This window comes from Flavobacterium branchiarum (assembly GCF_030409845.1).
Taxonomy (GTDB): Bacteria; Bacteroidota; Bacteroidia; order Flavobacteriales; family Flavobacteriaceae; genus Flavobacterium; species Flavobacterium branchiarum.
This window is the reverse complement of sequence record NZ_JAUFQQ010000003.1, coordinates 494802-509330: the sequence shown is the minus strand read 5'-3', so window position 1 is coordinate 509330 and position 14529 is coordinate 494802. Positions and strand designations below refer to the sequence as shown.

The window sequence follows — 14529 nt, the reverse complement described above, 5'->3', positions numbered from 1 at the left end:
TACTTATATCTTCTTTGTAGAATTTATAATTAGTTCACTTGGATAGCCAAGCATTTTCATAATTAATTCTTGTGATTTGTTTTTAAAGGCAGGTATTAAATTGCCTATAAGACTAAGCCCCAACGCTCCAAAAATTGTAAAAGCGTAGTTGTATGTTTCAATAAATTGAATTGTTTCAGGACTGTACTTTGGAAGCTTAAGCAATAGATAAATTAACCCAGCAAATAAAACTGCTTGAATTATCCATGATAAGTATTTTATGCGTCTAATAAATTTGGTATTAAAGCTCCTAAACAAGTTTAATTCACTATTATCAGGTAATTCCTTTAGTAACAGTATTGAGTCATAAGCTTTTATAGAACACAAAATTTGAAAATCGCTACGACTTTCAAATAATTTAATATTCTCAGTCAACTTTTTATAGGTGAAGTTTACGAACTCGTTTGTAATTAGTGATTGATTGCTTATTTGAAGAAACACGAATACAATCTCTGGTAAATTACTTGTGCTATAATAATTTTCGTTTAAAATGTTTTCAAAAGTTATTGTTATTGCATTTCTGTTTCTGATAGAAACTATATAGTTTACCCAATCCTTGTTTGTACTAAATATTGAAACACCTACAATAAACGAGAACATAAGAAAATCATCATTGACAAAAGGAGCTGGAGAGTCTTTACTCGGTTTACTTTTACATTTTTTTTCAAAATATTTTTCAAAATCTACTTTCTTGTTTTTCTGAATAGCATTTACAATTTCAAAATAATACTCCTCAGACTCATTCAAATCTTGACTTTCAGGTACAATAATAGTCTTACCTAACAACAAATTATTAAATGCTGTAAGTTTATGGCTTTCAGTGACTCTTGATAGATAACCTGTTTTTTCTTCTAAAGGAACCATTTCTTTCTTTTTAATCCATAGTTTAAGCTATCCGCATCCCAGCCAGGAACACTTCTCATTTTGCCGAGCAAGCGTGAAATAAGGTTGGAATACTTCATTGTTGCGGGTTCTTCTCCTGGTAAAAAACTACGCCAAGACAGGTAAGTGAATGAGAATATTTGCTGTGTGATATAACTCAAATCATGAAATATCAAATCATTCAATCCATTATTGTCATAATTGCCTTGTGGGGTGCGTATTTTAATTTGAATGGGCTTGCTCATCCCTTGCCTAGATGTTTTCAATTCATTCGGTCCCAACATTTGAACAATACAAGTTTCTGAATCCAAAAAAACATTACTTGCTCGGCTGGGGATAAACGCACCGATAACATTGCTGTTACCATACTTCTGTACACCCTGCTGAGTGGTGTCAAAAATCATATTTGGGTGCGATTGGCTAATTGTAACAAAAGCAAATTTTATCTTATACTGATTAATTTCTTTGACCAGTTGACTGATTACATCGAACTCTGTGTTTTTGATAGGTTTGAATATGTGAAAAATTAGACGTACAGTATCACCTTCTGCCCAACCATATTCTGATGATAGCCTTTCGATGGAATTTTTTAGGCTTTTAAGCAACTCCGAAAAGTAATTTTCAAAAGCTACATCTTTTACTTTATCTGATAATAGATACTGACCATCTCCCGAAAGAAAGGTTGTGATACCAACCACTCTGTTTTGTTCGGATCCTGCGTATTGATTTTTCCTGAGCCAACTATGCCCAATACCAATTACTATTTCTCTATCGACCGAACGCTGCGAAGGCAAAACCCAAGGAATACCGCCAAGCTTTGCATAAATTTGCAATGCAAGTGAATTTAAAATGTATTCATTATGGCTTTTTACTACCTCTGCAGTAACATATTGAACCGGAATTTCAAGAGCAAGTAATTTTGCTTTTATAGCATAATATGGATTATTTCGGTCATCATATCTTTTAAATGCTGCTGGGATTTCAATAATAGCTAAATCTGGTTTACTTTCATCATCACTTCTAATTGCATTTAGATATTCATTTATAGTATAATCCTGAATTTCCTTAATGTTAAATACTATATCTTGCAAATCGTATTTCTTTTGCAGTCCTTTTTGGAAATATCTGGATTGCGGAATACCATCTTTAAGACTATAAAGGAACTTTGTGAAATTGCCACGGGTATTCTTGTTACAGATAGAAAGGATGTTTGGTGATTTGATATCAAATGTATTGCTGTCATAAGGGCCATAATTAGACAGACCTGCATCTGGGTTATAATTATTGGTCTTTGTAACAGCATGGTCAAAAATAAACGTAGGATTTTTTAGTTCCATCGTATTTGAAACAGAGATCGGTTTGCTATCTACCGTAAAACAAAAACTTTCTTTATTCTGGAATAAAACCAGTTTTCCGTTTTCACTAAATAAGTGTTCTGCTATTTTACTAATTTCGGTATAGAGATTTTTGGGATTGTAGATATCAGATCGTTTACCCTCAATGATGTTCAATATTTCATCACTTTTATCTGGTGATGTGGCAAAACTCAGGTACTTCCCGATGTTGAATTTTGTTTTTCGAATTAGCAATTCACTTAATTCAAATTCTTTCAAACCTTCATTGGTTTCAACTTTTGCTTTGTTTCCTATTACTTCTTTTAGAACTCCAACAAATTCTTCATTGGGAGCGAGAATATTCGTTAATCCAGGCAAGGTTTCTGCATGCAATACATCAAGACCAATCAATTCAAATCCTTCTGAATGTAACTCAGCACAACTAATGTCAAAAATCCAGTTACGTTTGATATTGACCAAGAAACCGAAACGTTTTTTTCCATTGATCTCGGTCAAACGCAATTGCACTTCAATGAGCTTTTTATAACCTATCCTGTCTTTTAAACTATCTGGCAAGGCATTTTTAATGATATCGTCTTTACCCGAAAAGAAACGGAAAGGATAAAAATCTACGGGAGTGTATCTTGGGAAACGGTCTTTGAAAGTTCTGAAAAAGATATGCTTTATCAATGAGGCTGTGATCTGATGATCACTATATGTACTTCGTTCTGTTAATATACCAATTGGAGTGCTGTCATCACTGTCCTTGTTGGAAATGTATATAGAATCACCGTTTCTAAAAAAAGAATGCGTAGCATTGTACAAACCTCTTAATTCAGTAAGACGTTCATCGCTATATAATTCAGTATTGATTTGATATTTTTCAAACTCAATATTTATTGGAAAGTAATTAAGCTGCATATTCTTTTTAAAGTTTTATTGGTTAAGGGTTGATGTGCCTGATCTATTTCAATCAATTGATAAACTATAATTCTAATTCTTTCTCAAGCTTTCTGGTAAAAACTTATCGATTTCTGCATCTGAAAATGTAAACTCCTCATTTTGTTGAAGTGCTTTGGAAGCAATTTGATAAGCCTTATTAATTGTTTTAGGAGCACCTCGATATGTATTGATAAGTTCTTCGTTCAATTCGTCTCTGGTCTGCTGAAGATGTTCTATTGCTTTATTTCCAATCCTAATATCGACAAGTAATGAAAGTAGCTTTTCTCTTATTTCTAGAATATTTAAAGCTGCCTGTTTATGTTTTTCTGCTATCGCCAATAAATTGAAATCTTTGGAATAAAGTGTTATTCCAAGTAATATTGTTGAGCAAAGTGCAGCGATAAATTGAAATGCTTTCCCTTCACCGAGCACTACAACTAAAATACTGGTAGTAGTTGCTGCCGATAAGAAAATTTCAGCAAATTTTAAGCAATCACTTCTTTCCTTAAGAACATCGGCACATTTTTCATGGGTTTTGTGTGTATAAACAACTCTTCCATAAATTTCTCGAATTTGAGACTCTAATAAGTTTTTTTGCTCACTCATATCTATATTTTTAAACTATTCAGAAATAGGTACATCAATTAAATCTCTGGCAACTACTATATTATCTTTAATGATATAACATTCTACAAAATGACTACCTTTAAAACTTGTAGTTTCAGTCTTCTCACTAGAGTTTAAATCAATTATTTGTCCTCTAATGCAGTTTCTCTTGACTGCTTGTTCTCCGCGGTTAGTAACTTTCCATTTGATTACATAAGGAGCAGGCACATCTATTCTCTCAATATAAAACCTTAAAGATTTATTCGGCATCAATCTAATTTTCTTTAACAGAAATTCACGTAATAAACCATCTCTATAACCATTTTGCTTCACTTCACAATCTATTTTTAAATCGTATCTAATATCAATAGGGTATTTTGATTCAATAAATTCCTCGGTGTTTCTATAGCTGGAATTAAGTGATGCGGCTTCTTTTTCTTCGTTTACATATTTCGGGAAATCATTTCCAAAAATATCCCTCCATTTATTATGTTTCGTTTTATCAGAAGCAGCATCAATCGCTTCTTCAGCTAGATCATACGCCTTCTTTGCCTTCCTCTTAAAAGACTTTTTAACTTTCACTCGCTGCTTGCTTCCCAAAGCACCATATTCATTTTGATCCTTGGGCTGGTCATATAAATGTTTGAAAAAATCTCTACACATTTCATCATAATATGCAAAACTCTTTTCGTCATAACAAGTAGTTGATTTTAAAAAATTATAAGCAAGCGTGTCTATCAAAAGCCCACCCATACAAACCCCATGCTTATTTTTCCATGATCTGGCCATCTTACAGAGTCTTCTAAGGTTTCGATTTTTATTGGCTACAAACTCGACCATGGCATCCATTTCCTTTCTTGGCTTTGTAATTTTCCAAGTGCCATCAGCATAAGTATCTGGATATTTGTAGTCTTGATCGTCTAATTCAAAAACTGGCTGTACATCGATATGGGAATCTGTAAAATTTACCGTAACTACACATCTATCCACCTTAATATCAGAAGAAGAGTAGGTATTTGAAATTGCAGTTTTAGTATCTTGTAATAATTTACTTTGTCCTCCGGACTTGTTATAATCTGCCCATTTTGATGCAGGCATAATATATAGCATGTCTAAATCTGAAATCCCATTAATTCCCGTATACCTTCCATAAGAACCAACTTGCAAGCTATTTGCAGTTTTAGAATCTGTGTTGCGAAATTCTGTGTTCAAAGATTTTGTAATACGCCCATAGCGATAAGAAATTGTATCAGCCTTATTATCGCTTATTTTGATATTTGAGAGGAACTCCTTAAAGGTTTCAGATGTATTCATGCGTTAAATAGTATTTATTTTCAATCTCTTTTTCCCGGTTAATAATTGTTGCATCAAACCTTTTTTCTGTTGTTTAATCGCTTCTATTTTCTTCTTTTGTAGTTCGATTTCCTTATCTGCTGTATTTAGTAACCGAACAATTTCCTTCTGCTCCTCAATTGGAGGTACGGGTATTTTGAGTTTTAGGAATTCAGATTGCCCTAACGTCTTGTTTCGCCCTGCACCACCGGGAGAAGCCAACTCTAATAAGTTTTTCCCTTTTGCTGATTTAAAAAAGTACAACAGGTAATCCAGATCTAAAACCCCTTCTTTAGGTTTGTACATAGGAAAACGATGTGAAGCTATCATTCCTCTCTCTGCTTCCGTTGTCTTTGCTATTGCTTGCTCCCATGCAAAAACAATATTTACAACAAAGCAATCGGGTTCTATCCAAAACACGGATTTGTTACCTAAACTTTTTCCTGTTACTGGTTCTTTATGAAAAATGCCTTTAGCATGAGATCTTATACCAATTTCTTGATAAAAAATTTCTTTCTCAGGAATAAAACCTGTTTTAACTTTAATAACTCCTTTTGCAAGCGGTGTTAAAACTACGTTCATTCCGATGTCAGAAGTCAATTTTAAAACAAGAGCACGTCTGCGATTTATAAAATTTTCAAGTAATTGCTCATTATATCTAATTGACCTATCCCAAGTAAATGAAAGTTTTGCAATTTCATTTTGCTCGTTAATTGGCGGCAACGCTATAGCTATTTCTTGAAATTCTGAAATCCACCGTCTTTTATGATCTTCAGTATTAATCTTTACTAGCTGAAGTCTCTCATATAAGAACTTTGTGTCGTTACCCGCCTTTGCTGTTAAAATTTTTATGGCTGAAGATTTAATTTTAAAGCGAAAGTCAATATACCTGCTAGCAGTAGTAAAATCGTCAAAAATTATTACAGGATTATCAGGGTTATATATACCATCCTGATCTTCGGTATAACCTAAAACAAAAGCTTTATTAGCTGTTAATACAGGCATGTTGTTCAAGTTGTTTACCTTGTTGATATTATTCGTTAAATATTTGCTCGGCTGTTCATATTCTAGAACCTCAAGTATTTCAACGATATTCCAATTAGAGGGAACTGTTCCTAATGGTGTTTTCTTATATCCAGTCTTTTTATCCATACTAGTATCCCAGATCTTTTAAATAGTTAGCCATTTCTGCTTCCACATCATCAATCTGTTGCTTTAGTGTATTAATCTCTGATTGTACCGCTTTAATATCCACCTCTTCCTCTTCTTCAAACGTATCCACATAGCGAGGGATATTCAGATTAAAATCGTTCTCTTTAATTTCGCTCAAGGGCGCTCGATAAGCATATTTGTCTTCAATTACACTACCTTTATCAGTAGCAAGAGGAACACTGATTTTAAAAGCTTTGTATGTTTCAACAATGTGTTTTATATCTATATCTCTCAGTTTGTTTTGATTTTTACCTGTTTCAAAACCTTTGCTCGCATCAATGAACAAAACATCTTTATTGGATTCCTTTGCTTTGTTGAAAATCAGAATAACAGCTGGAATACCAGTCCCGAAAAATAAGTTGGCAGGTAAACCAATGACAGCTTCTAATAAATTTTCTTCAATCAACTGCTGACGGATTTTACCTTCGCTGCTTCCCCTAAACAATACACCATGCGGCATAATCACTCCAACACGACCAATATCTTCATAAGTGGTTTCAATCATATGACTAATAAAGGCGTAATCACCTTTGCTTTTTGGAGGAACACCTCGATGGAAACGATTGTATTGATCAGCGACCGCATTTTCCGCTCCCCATTTATCTAATGAAAAAGGTGGATTTGCAGCCACAATATGAAACTTCATTAATTGATCACCTTCCAAAAGGCGTGGGTTATTTATGGTGTCTCCCCATTCAATGGTAGCGTTATCAATCTCGTGCAGAAACATATTCATACGAGCTAAAGCCCAAGTGCTTCCGTTTACTTCCTGTCCATATAAAGAAAAGTTTCCGGATCCTACTTCTTTGGATAGCTTAATCAATAAGGAGCCCGAACCGCAGGTTGGGTCATTTAATCTATTACCCGCTTCAGGAGTAAGGAGCTTCGCTAATAGGGTAGAAACCTCACTTGGGGTATAAAATTCTCCTGATTTTTTTCCTTCATCACCCGCAAACATTGAAATCAGGTACTCATAAGAATCACCGATCACATCATTACCTTCCAAATGCGAAGGCTGTAAATCCATTTCAGAAAAATCGACAAGCAAATTTTTCAGTCTTCTGTTACGGTCTTTTGTTTGCCCAAGATTTGATTCTGAATTGAACGTAATATTTCTGAAAACACCTGCTAATTTCAAGCGGTTGGAATCTTCAATTTGTTCCAGAACACGGTCGATTAAATCACCTAATTGTACATCATTACGATTTTCAAATAAATAATCGAAAGTTGCATTTTCAGGAAGCTTAAATCGTTCATTTGCCAAAGCCCGTTCTATACGCACATTATCACCTTTGTACTTTTCGGTGTAAAATGCTTTCTTGTCTTTCCATACATCAGAAACATACTTTACAAAAAGCATCGTCAGCACATAATCTTTATACTGTCCGCTACTTAACACTCCTCTGAATGAATCACAGGCTTTCCATACTATATTGTTAATCTCTTTTTGAGTGAGCTTCTTTTCCATTTTATTTTAAAATATCATTTATTACTGCTTGAAATAATTTATTTTTTTCGTCTATCAACCTTCCTGTCAAAGCTAATTCTGCTCGATGCAAATCACTTAGCTTGGCTATCTTTTTTTGAACTTCTAATGGAGGAAGAGGGATTTCTACTGCTTCGAGTTCATTTTTACGAATAGAAGGAATAGAGCTACCTGCACCAAGGGACTGAAAAAATGATTGATACTTAGTCGAATTAAAAATCGTAACCAAATAGTCTGAATCAACAAGATCAGACTTCGGCTTGATAACAAAAAAGATAGAGGAAGCAATTGCTTTTCCTGTATCAACACTGTATTTCCAAGCAAAATTTCGCATCCCTTTCCCCACAAATAAAACATCTCCCTCTTCTAAAAGATGGCTTTTGGACTTTTCTGTTATTTCAACCCATCCATCTCCATTACCATCAAACAGCCCAAAATCATTAAAATTTTTAGCCTGAAGATAGATAACTGCACCTTTTTCTTTTGGCTTGTCATAAAAGCCAAATTGCAAATGGGATATATCTTTTAATTGCATTTTCAATTTTGTATTCCGTTTCAAATTTAAGCAAATATACAGGATAATATTTAAATACACAAATATATTTCTTTGTAGATAGTTTCAAATAATAAAATTATCTTCCCTATTTCATGAAGAAGATCCAGCAATTCAGCCACTCACTGCCAAATCATTCCTTTGACTGCCACTTTATTATAACGCCCTGATTTCTGAAACACCTTTGTCCCGAAAGTCCGCAAGGTGCGGGATAACAATAACAAATTAATGTGTTTCAATTATGGAAAAACAGAGAAAAAAAGTTTTGCTGGCAGCCGTGGCAATTCTGTCAGGAATTGGTGCGTTCGCACAGGGAAACGGTTCGGCTGGCATCAACGAGGCTACTCAAATGGTAACGTCTTATTTCGACCCCGCAACCCAATTAATCTACGCCATTGGTGCGGTCGTGGGCTTGATAGGGGGCGTTAAGGTTTATAACAAGTTCAGTTCGGGCGACCCCGACACATCGAAGACTGCAGCATCCTGGTTTGGTGCGTGTATCTTCTTAATTGTTGCAGCTACCATCCTGCGTTCATTCTTCCTTTAATCCGTTGCCTTATGAGTAATTATAACATCAACAAAGGCATTGGGAGAACGGTGGAATTTAAAGGGCTGAAAGCACAATACCTGTTCATTTTTGCAGGCGGACTGCTCGGAACCCTTATCCTGGTCATGATACTTTACATGGCCGGGGTTAATTCCTACATCTGCCTTTTTCTTGGGGCAGGCGGTGCTTCGCTCATTGTATGGCAGACCTTTTCGCTGAACAGGAAGTACGGCGAACACGGGCTGATGAAAATTGGAGCCAATAAAAGGCATCCCCGCTACATCATCTGCCGCAAGCCTGTACACCGCTATTTAAAATTCACACCTAAACAGAATGCCGTATGAGAAATGTAGCAAAGACCACCACACTGGAAAACAAGTTCCCTTTGTTGGCAGTGGAGAACAACTGCATCTTATCCAAAGATGCGGACATTACCGCCTGCTTTGAAGTACGCTTGCCGGAATTGTTCACGGTAGCTTCTGCGGAATACGAAGCTATTCACTCCGCCTGGCACAAGGCTATCAAAACCTTGCCTGATTTTACGGTCATTCACAAACAGGATTGGTACATCAAAGAAAGCTATGCGCCCGATTTGGCAGAGGATAACCAAAGTTTTTTGGCAAAATCCTATCAACGCCATTTCAATGAGCGACCGTTCTTAAATCACTACTGTTACTTGTTCCTGACCAAGACCACTAAGGAAAGAATGCGGATGCAAAGTAATTTTTCATCGCTATGTAAAGGTACGCTGATACCAAAGGAAATCAGGAACAAGGAAACGATACACCGCTTTATGGAGGCGGTCGCCCAGTTTGAGCGTATCGTGAACGATAGCGGTTTTGTAACCCTGAAACGTCTGACCGAAGATGAAATCATCGGAACAGAAGATACACATGGATTACTGGAACAGTACCTCACGTTATCAAGGGAATCTGGAACACCAATGCAGGACATCGCACTCGGAACGGAAGAAGTCCGTATCGGAAACAAAAGGTTGAGCCTGCACACCTTGTCCGATACAGACGATTTGCCCGGAACGGTATCGGCTGATACCCGTTTTGAAAAGCTATCCACCGACCGGAGCGACTGCCGTTTGTCGTTCGCTGCTCCCGTGGGATTACTCCTTAGCTGTAACCATATCTACAACCAATATTTGTTTTTGGATAACAGCGAAGACAACCTGCAAAAGTTTGAAAAGTCCGCCCGCAATATGCACTCTTTGGCAAGGTATAGCAGGGCAAACCAAATCAACAAAGAGTGGATAGAAAAATACCTGAACGAAGCCCACAGCTTCGGTCTGTCGTCTATCAGGGCACACTTCAACATTATGGCGTGGTCGGAAGACCCTGCGGAGCTGAAACAGTTAAAGAACGATTGCGGTAGTGCATTGGCATTGATGGAGTGTAAGCCTCGCCACAACACTACGGACGTAGCCACTTTGTTTTGGGCTGGAATGCCCGGCAATGCAGGCGATTTTCCGAGTGAGGAAAGTTTTTACACTTTTATCGAACCTGCCTTGTGCTTCTTCACAGAAGAAACCAACTATCACAATTCGCCCTCGCCGTTCGGTATCAAAATGGCTGACAGGCTTACAGGAAAACCTATCCATTTGGATATTTCCGACCTGCCTATGAAGCGTGGGATTATCACGAACCGCAACAAATTCATTTTGGGGCCATCGGGTTCGGGAAAATCGTTCTTCACAAATCATATGGTAAGGCAATACTACGAACAGGGTGCTCACGTCCTGTTGGTGGATACAGGGAATAGTTATCAGGGCTTATGCGAACTCATCAAAGGAAAGACCAAAGGCGAAGACGGCGTGTATTTTACATACACCGAAGACAATCCCATTGCCTTTAACCCTTTCTATACCGATGATGGCGTGTTCGACATTGAGAAGCGGGAAAGTGTCAAGACTTTGATACTGACACTCTGGAAACGTGATGATGAACCGCCAACCCGTTCTGAAGAGGTTGCTCTTTCCAATGCCGTAAGCGGCTATATCGAACGTATCAAAACGGACGATGTTTACCCATCATTTAACGGTTTCTACGAGTATGTCAAAGGCGATTACCGCAAGGTACTCGAAGAAAAACAGGTAAGGGAAAAAGACTTTGACATTGCCAATTTCCTGAACGTACTCGAACCCTATTACAAGGGCGGCGAATATGATTATCTGCTCAACTCCGATAAGCAGTTAGACCTGCTTTCCAAACGCTTTATCGTGTTTGAAATTGATGCGATTAAAGACCACAAAATCCTCTTTCCCATAGTCACAATCATCATTATGGAAGTTTTCATCAACAAGATGAGGCGATTAAAAGGTATTCGCAAGCTCATTTTGATTGAAGAAGCCTGGAAAGCAATCGCAAAAGAAGGAATGGCGGAATACATAAAGTACCTCTTTAAAACGGTTAGGAAATTCTTCGGAGAAGCGATTGTCGTTACGCAAGAGGTAGATGATATTATCCAGTCGCCCATTGTAAAAGAAAGTATCATCAACAATTCCGACTGTAAAATCCTCTTAGACCAGCGTAAGTATATGAATAAATTCGATGACATACAGGCAATGTTGGGGCTTACAGATAAGGAAAAAAGTCAGGTACTTTCTATCAATATGAACAACGATGCAAGCCGACTGTACAAAGAGGTTTGGATTGGCTTAGGTGGTACGAACTCGGCAGTCTATGCCACCGAAGTTAGTTTGGAGGAATACCTCGCATACACCACCGAAGAAACCGAAAAAATGGAGGTAATGCAATTAGCTTCCGAATTGGACGGTAACGTAGAACTCGCCATTAAGCATATCGCAATGCAAAGGCGTGACAAAGCAAATCAATAGTCATTAACATTTTAAAATTCATAAAAATGAAAAAGTTCCTTTTTATGGTGTGTACGGCACTAATGCTCGCCGTAGCACCGTCCGCTAAAGCACAATGGGTAGTAACCGACCCCACAAATCTGGCATCGGGTATTCTCAACAGTGCGAATGAAATCGTACAGACTTCTTCCACGGTATCCAATGTAATTAAAAATTTCAAGGAAGTGGAAAAGGTGTATAAACAGGGTAAGGAGTATTACGACAAGCTACAAGCTGTAAATAATCTTGTAAAAGATGCACGTAAGGTACAGCAGACTGTATTGCTTGTCGGTGACGTATCCGAAATGTATGTTACCAACTTCGGTAAGATGATGAACGACCCGAATTTTTCTGCACAGGAATTGGCAGCTATCAGCAATGGTTATTCGGCACTTTTGAATGAAAGTACCGAACTGCTGAAAGAACTCAAACAGATTGTAACCTCATCAAGCCTTTCGCTGAACGACAAAGAGCGTATGGATATTATTGATAGAGTGTACAAAGAAGTAAAGGAATACCACAGCTTGGTACGCTACTATACCAATAAGAATATCTCTGTAAGTATTCTAAGAGCAAAAAAGCAGAACAATACCAAAAGAGTGCTTGACCTCTATGGAACTCCTAACCAAAAATACTGGTAGTTATGGAATTTCAAAATCTTCACGAAGTCCTACGCTCATTATATGATGAGATGCTCCCACTGTCCGCCGATATGGCGGCAGTGGCTAAAGGGATAGCCGGATTGGGGGCTTTGTTCTATGTTGCCATAAAAGTATGGCAGGCTTTGAGCAGGGCTGAACCCATTGATATGTACCCTTTGCTTCGTCCTTTCGCTTTGGGGCTTTGCATTATGTTTTTCCCAACTATCGTATTGGGAACAATCAATGCCGTGTTAAGTCCGGTGGTACAGGGTACTCACACAATCCTCGAAAATCAGGTGCTTGACCTCAACAATTTGCAGGCGAAAAAAGACCTGCTCGAACGGGAAGCTATGCTACGAAATCCTGAAACAGCCTATCTCGTATCAAATGAGGAATTTGATAAAAAGCTCGAAGAATTGGGCTGGTCGCCCGGCGATTTGATTACGATGTCGGGAATGTATATGGATAGGTTTGCCTACCAAACCGAACAAGCTATTAAGAATTGGTTTCGCAATCTGTTAGAGGTACTGTTTCAGGCAGCAGCTTTGGTTATTGATACCATAAGGACGTTCTTTCTCATTGTCCTGTCCATACTCGGGCCGATAGCCTTTGCGATAAGCGTGTGGGACGGTTTTCAGTCCACGCTCACGCAATGGCTGACCCGATACGTCAGCGTTTACCTGTGGTTGCCTGTGGCAGACCTGTTCAGCTCTATGCTTGCCAAAATACAATCCCTCATTATCGAAAAGGATATAGCAATGCTTGCCGACCCGACTTACATTCCTGATACCTCAAATACCGTGTACATCATCTTTATGATAATCGGTATCGTGGGCTACTTCACTATCCCAACGGTAACAGGCTGGATTATTCAGGCAGGCGGTGCAGGAAACTTTACCCGTAACGTAAACCAAGCCGCAATGAAAACCGGAAATATCGCCGGAGCAGGAACAGGTTCGGCAGTTGGAAATATCGGTGGCAAGTTAATGGGGAAATAAAAACAATCAAATCATTTAAAAATGGAATTTAAAACATTAAGAAATATCGAAAACAGTTTTAGGCAAATACGGCTGTATGCCATTGTATTTGCCGTTCTCTGCCTAAGCGTGGTAGGATTTTCACTTTGGAAATCTTACAGCTTTGCGGAAGAACAACGCCAAAAAATCTATGTGCTGGATAATGGAAAATCGTTGATGCTTGCCTTATCGCAAGATGCAAGTATCAATCGACCTGTGGAAGCAAGGGAACACGTCAGGCGTTTTCACGAACTCTTTTTTACGCTTGCTCCCGACAAGAACGCTATCGAAAGCAATATGAGCAGGGCGTTCAACCTTGCCGATAAATCAGCTTTTGATTATTACAAAGACCTGTCGGAAAAGGGCTATTACAGCAGGATTATTTCGGGGAATGTACAGCAACGCATTGAGGTGGATAGTGTCGTGTGCAATTTCGACACCTATCCTTATGCGGTGCGTACCTACGCCAAACAATTCATTATCCGTTCGAGCAACGTGACCAGGCGTAACCTGATTACTTCCTGCTATCTCGTGAACTCTGTCCGTTCGGACAACAACCCGCAGGGCTTCAACATCGAAAAGTTTGCAGTGATAGAAAACAGGGATATAGAAGTTATCGAACGCTAAAAAAACAATCTTATGGAAGCATTATCAGATTTAAACACGTTTGCAAAAATCCTTACCGATAAAGGATATAACGGCTATTTCCATACGCAGGGAGCGTATGCCGGAAAGTTGAAGGAAAGTATCGGCGAATACCTCGAAAACTGCCAAAAAGGTACAGATAGTTTGCCTAAACAGGACTTGTTGCTGACGGGCTACCTGCAATGGTCGGGCGAAGACAAGCCAAGTGTAGAATGCAGTATGTGGGTAAAATACCTGAACGGCAAATTCTCGCTCAACAGAATGGAGGTTGCAAGGAAAGACCAATTTGGGCAACTGCTGAAAAAATCGGGACTGACAAACCTGTCTGTAATATCCGTACCCAAAGCGGTTGAGGCAGTCGCTTTGGTCAATGAAGAACCGAAGCAAAAGGCAGGTCAAAGTCCTAAGCGTTTCAAGCTATAACAACAGAA

At 38.2% G+C, this 14529-nt stretch carries 14 protein-coding genes; 7 read left to right on the top strand and 7 right to left on the bottom strand.

Features of this window, described 5'->3' with window-relative positions; translation table 11 throughout:
• Positions 1–3 precede the first annotated feature (3 nt).
• The 7 genes from QWY99_RS02715 to QWY99_RS02685 all read right to left on the bottom strand — a co-directional run bounded on the left by QWY99_RS02715 (position 4) and on the right by QWY99_RS02685 (position 8368).
• Complete coding sequence (locus QWY99_RS02715; RefSeq protein ID WP_281031978.1) at positions 4–903, bottom strand: hypothetical protein; 900 nt, start codon at positions 901–903, stop codon at positions 4–6.
• The gene (locus tag QWY99_RS02710) at positions 891–3176 is read right to left on the bottom strand and encodes a Piwi domain-containing protein (protein ID WP_059333817.1); all 2286 of its coding nucleotides are present in this window, start codon (positions 3174–3176) and stop codon (positions 891–893) included. The genes QWY99_RS02715 and QWY99_RS02710 overlap by 13 nt, the downstream gene beginning before the upstream one ends.
• 72 nt (positions 3177–3248) lie before the next feature.
• Positions 3249–3803 (bottom strand): SLATT domain-containing protein, encoded by a 555-nt coding sequence (locus QWY99_RS02705; protein WP_055133794.1) that lies wholly within the window; start codon positions 3801–3803, stop codon positions 3249–3251.
• 15 nt (positions 3804–3818) lie between these two features.
• Positions 3819–5117, bottom strand: coding sequence for an SMODS domain-containing nucleotidyltransferase (locus tag QWY99_RS02700; RefSeq protein WP_290261076.1), 1299 nt, complete (start codon positions 5115–5117; stop codon positions 3819–3821).
• Positions 5118–5120: 3 nt separating this feature from the next.
• Positions 5121–6287 carry a restriction endonuclease subunit S gene (locus QWY99_RS02695; RefSeq protein ID WP_055133792.1) on the bottom strand — a complete coding sequence of 389 codons (1167 nt, stop codon included), beginning with the start codon at positions 6285–6287 and terminating at the stop codon, positions 5121–5123.
• A 1-nt stretch (position 6288) separates the two neighbouring features.
• Positions 6289–7815 (bottom strand): type I restriction-modification system subunit M, encoded by a 1527-nt coding sequence (locus QWY99_RS02690; RefSeq protein WP_055133791.1) that lies wholly within the window; start codon positions 7813–7815, stop codon positions 6289–6291.
• 1 nt (position 7816) lies between these two features.
• Positions 7817–8368 (bottom strand): restriction endonuclease subunit S, encoded by a 552-nt coding sequence (locus QWY99_RS02685; protein ID WP_055133790.1) that lies wholly within the window; start codon positions 8366–8368, stop codon positions 7817–7819.
• Positions 8369–8627: 259 nt separating this feature from the next.
• Here QWY99_RS02685 and QWY99_RS02680 point away from each other — a divergent pair, with 259 nt between their 5' ends.
• The 7 genes from QWY99_RS02680 to QWY99_RS02650 are packed head-to-tail and all read left to right on the top strand — an operon-like array spanning position 8628 to position 14521.
• Positions 8628–8933: a DUF4134 domain-containing protein gene (locus QWY99_RS02680; RefSeq protein WP_055133789.1), complete on the top strand. Its 306-nt coding sequence runs from the start codon at positions 8628–8630 to the stop codon at positions 8931–8933.
• A gap of 11 nt (positions 8934–8944) precedes the next feature.
• A complete protein-coding gene (locus QWY99_RS02675; RefSeq protein ID WP_055133788.1) occupies positions 8945–9277 on the top strand; it encodes a DUF4133 domain-containing protein in 333 nt (110 codons plus the stop codon).
• The gene (locus tag QWY99_RS02670; protein ID WP_059333819.1) at positions 9274–11778 is read left to right on the top strand and encodes a TraG family conjugative transposon ATPase; all 2505 of its coding nucleotides are present in this window, start codon (positions 9274–9276) and stop codon (positions 11776–11778) included. The genes QWY99_RS02675 and QWY99_RS02670 overlap by 4 nt, the downstream gene beginning before the upstream one ends.
• A 26-nt stretch (positions 11779–11804) precedes the next feature.
• Positions 11805–12437 carry a DUF4141 domain-containing protein gene (locus QWY99_RS02665; RefSeq protein ID WP_019974899.1) on the top strand — a complete coding sequence of 211 codons (633 nt, stop codon included), beginning with the start codon at positions 11805–11807 and terminating at the stop codon, positions 12435–12437.
• 2 nt (positions 12438–12439) lie between these two features.
• Positions 12440–13435 carry a conjugative transposon protein TraJ gene (gene traJ, locus QWY99_RS02660; RefSeq protein ID WP_059333820.1) on the top strand — a complete coding sequence of 332 codons (996 nt, stop codon included), beginning with the start codon at positions 12440–12442 and terminating at the stop codon, positions 13433–13435.
• Between the two features lie 21 nt (positions 13436–13456).
• Positions 13457–14080, top strand: coding sequence for a conjugative transposon protein TraK (gene traK, locus QWY99_RS02655; protein ID WP_059333821.1), 624 nt, complete (start codon positions 13457–13459; stop codon positions 14078–14080).
• Positions 14081–14092: 12 nt separating this feature from the next.
• The gene (locus QWY99_RS02650; protein WP_290261056.1) at positions 14093–14521 is read left to right on the top strand and encodes a hypothetical protein; all 429 of its coding nucleotides are present in this window, start codon (positions 14093–14095) and stop codon (positions 14519–14521) included.
• The last annotated feature ends 8 nt before the right edge of the window (positions 14522–14529 follow it).

What these genes read in the sequence shown, in the direction of transcription:
- QWY99_RS02685 (WP_055133790.1), bottom strand. Translation starts at nt 8,368, where the DNA reads ATGCAATTAAAAGATATATCCCATTTGCAATTTGGCTTTTATGACAAG.
- QWY99_RS02690 (WP_055133791.1), bottom strand. Translation starts at nt 7,815, where the DNA reads ATGGAAAAGAAGCTCACTCAAAAAGAGATTAACAATATAGTATGGAAA.
- traK (WP_059333821.1), top strand. Translation starts at nt 13,457, where the DNA reads ATGGAATTTAAAACATTAAGAAATATCGAAAACAGTTTTAGGCAAATA.
- QWY99_RS02680 (WP_055133789.1), top strand. Translation starts at nt 8,628, where the DNA reads ATGGAAAAACAGAGAAAAAAAGTTTTGCTGGCAGCCGTGGCAATTCTG.
- QWY99_RS02715 (WP_281031978.1), bottom strand. Translation starts at nt 903, where the DNA reads ATGGTTCCTTTAGAAGAAAAAACAGGTTATCTATCAAGAGTCACTGAA.
- QWY99_RS02700 (WP_290261076.1), bottom strand. Translation starts at nt 5,117, where the DNA reads ATGAATACATCTGAAACCTTTAAGGAGTTCCTCTCAAATATCAAAATA.
- QWY99_RS02710 (WP_059333817.1), bottom strand. Translation starts at nt 3,176, where the DNA reads ATGCAGCTTAATTACTTTCCAATAAATATTGAGTTTGAAAAATATCAA.
- QWY99_RS02665 (WP_019974899.1), top strand. Translation starts at nt 11,805, where the DNA reads ATGAAAAAGTTCCTTTTTATGGTGTGTACGGCACTAATGCTCGCCGTA.
- QWY99_RS02670 (WP_059333819.1), top strand. Translation starts at nt 9,274, where the DNA reads ATGAGAAATGTAGCAAAGACCACCACACTGGAAAACAAGTTCCCTTTG.
- QWY99_RS02705 (WP_055133794.1), bottom strand. Translation starts at nt 3,803, where the DNA reads ATGAGTGAGCAAAAAAACTTATTAGAGTCTCAAATTCGAGAAATTTAT.
- QWY99_RS02695 (WP_055133792.1), bottom strand. Translation starts at nt 6,287, where the DNA reads ATGGATAAAAAGACTGGATATAAGAAAACACCATTAGGAACAGTTCCC.
- traJ (WP_059333820.1), top strand. Translation starts at nt 12,440, where the DNA reads ATGGAATTTCAAAATCTTCACGAAGTCCTACGCTCATTATATGATGAG.
- QWY99_RS02650 (WP_290261056.1), top strand. Translation starts at nt 14,093, where the DNA reads ATGGAAGCATTATCAGATTTAAACACGTTTGCAAAAATCCTTACCGAT.
- QWY99_RS02675 (WP_055133788.1), top strand. Translation starts at nt 8,945, where the DNA reads ATGAGTAATTATAACATCAACAAAGGCATTGGGAGAACGGTGGAATTT.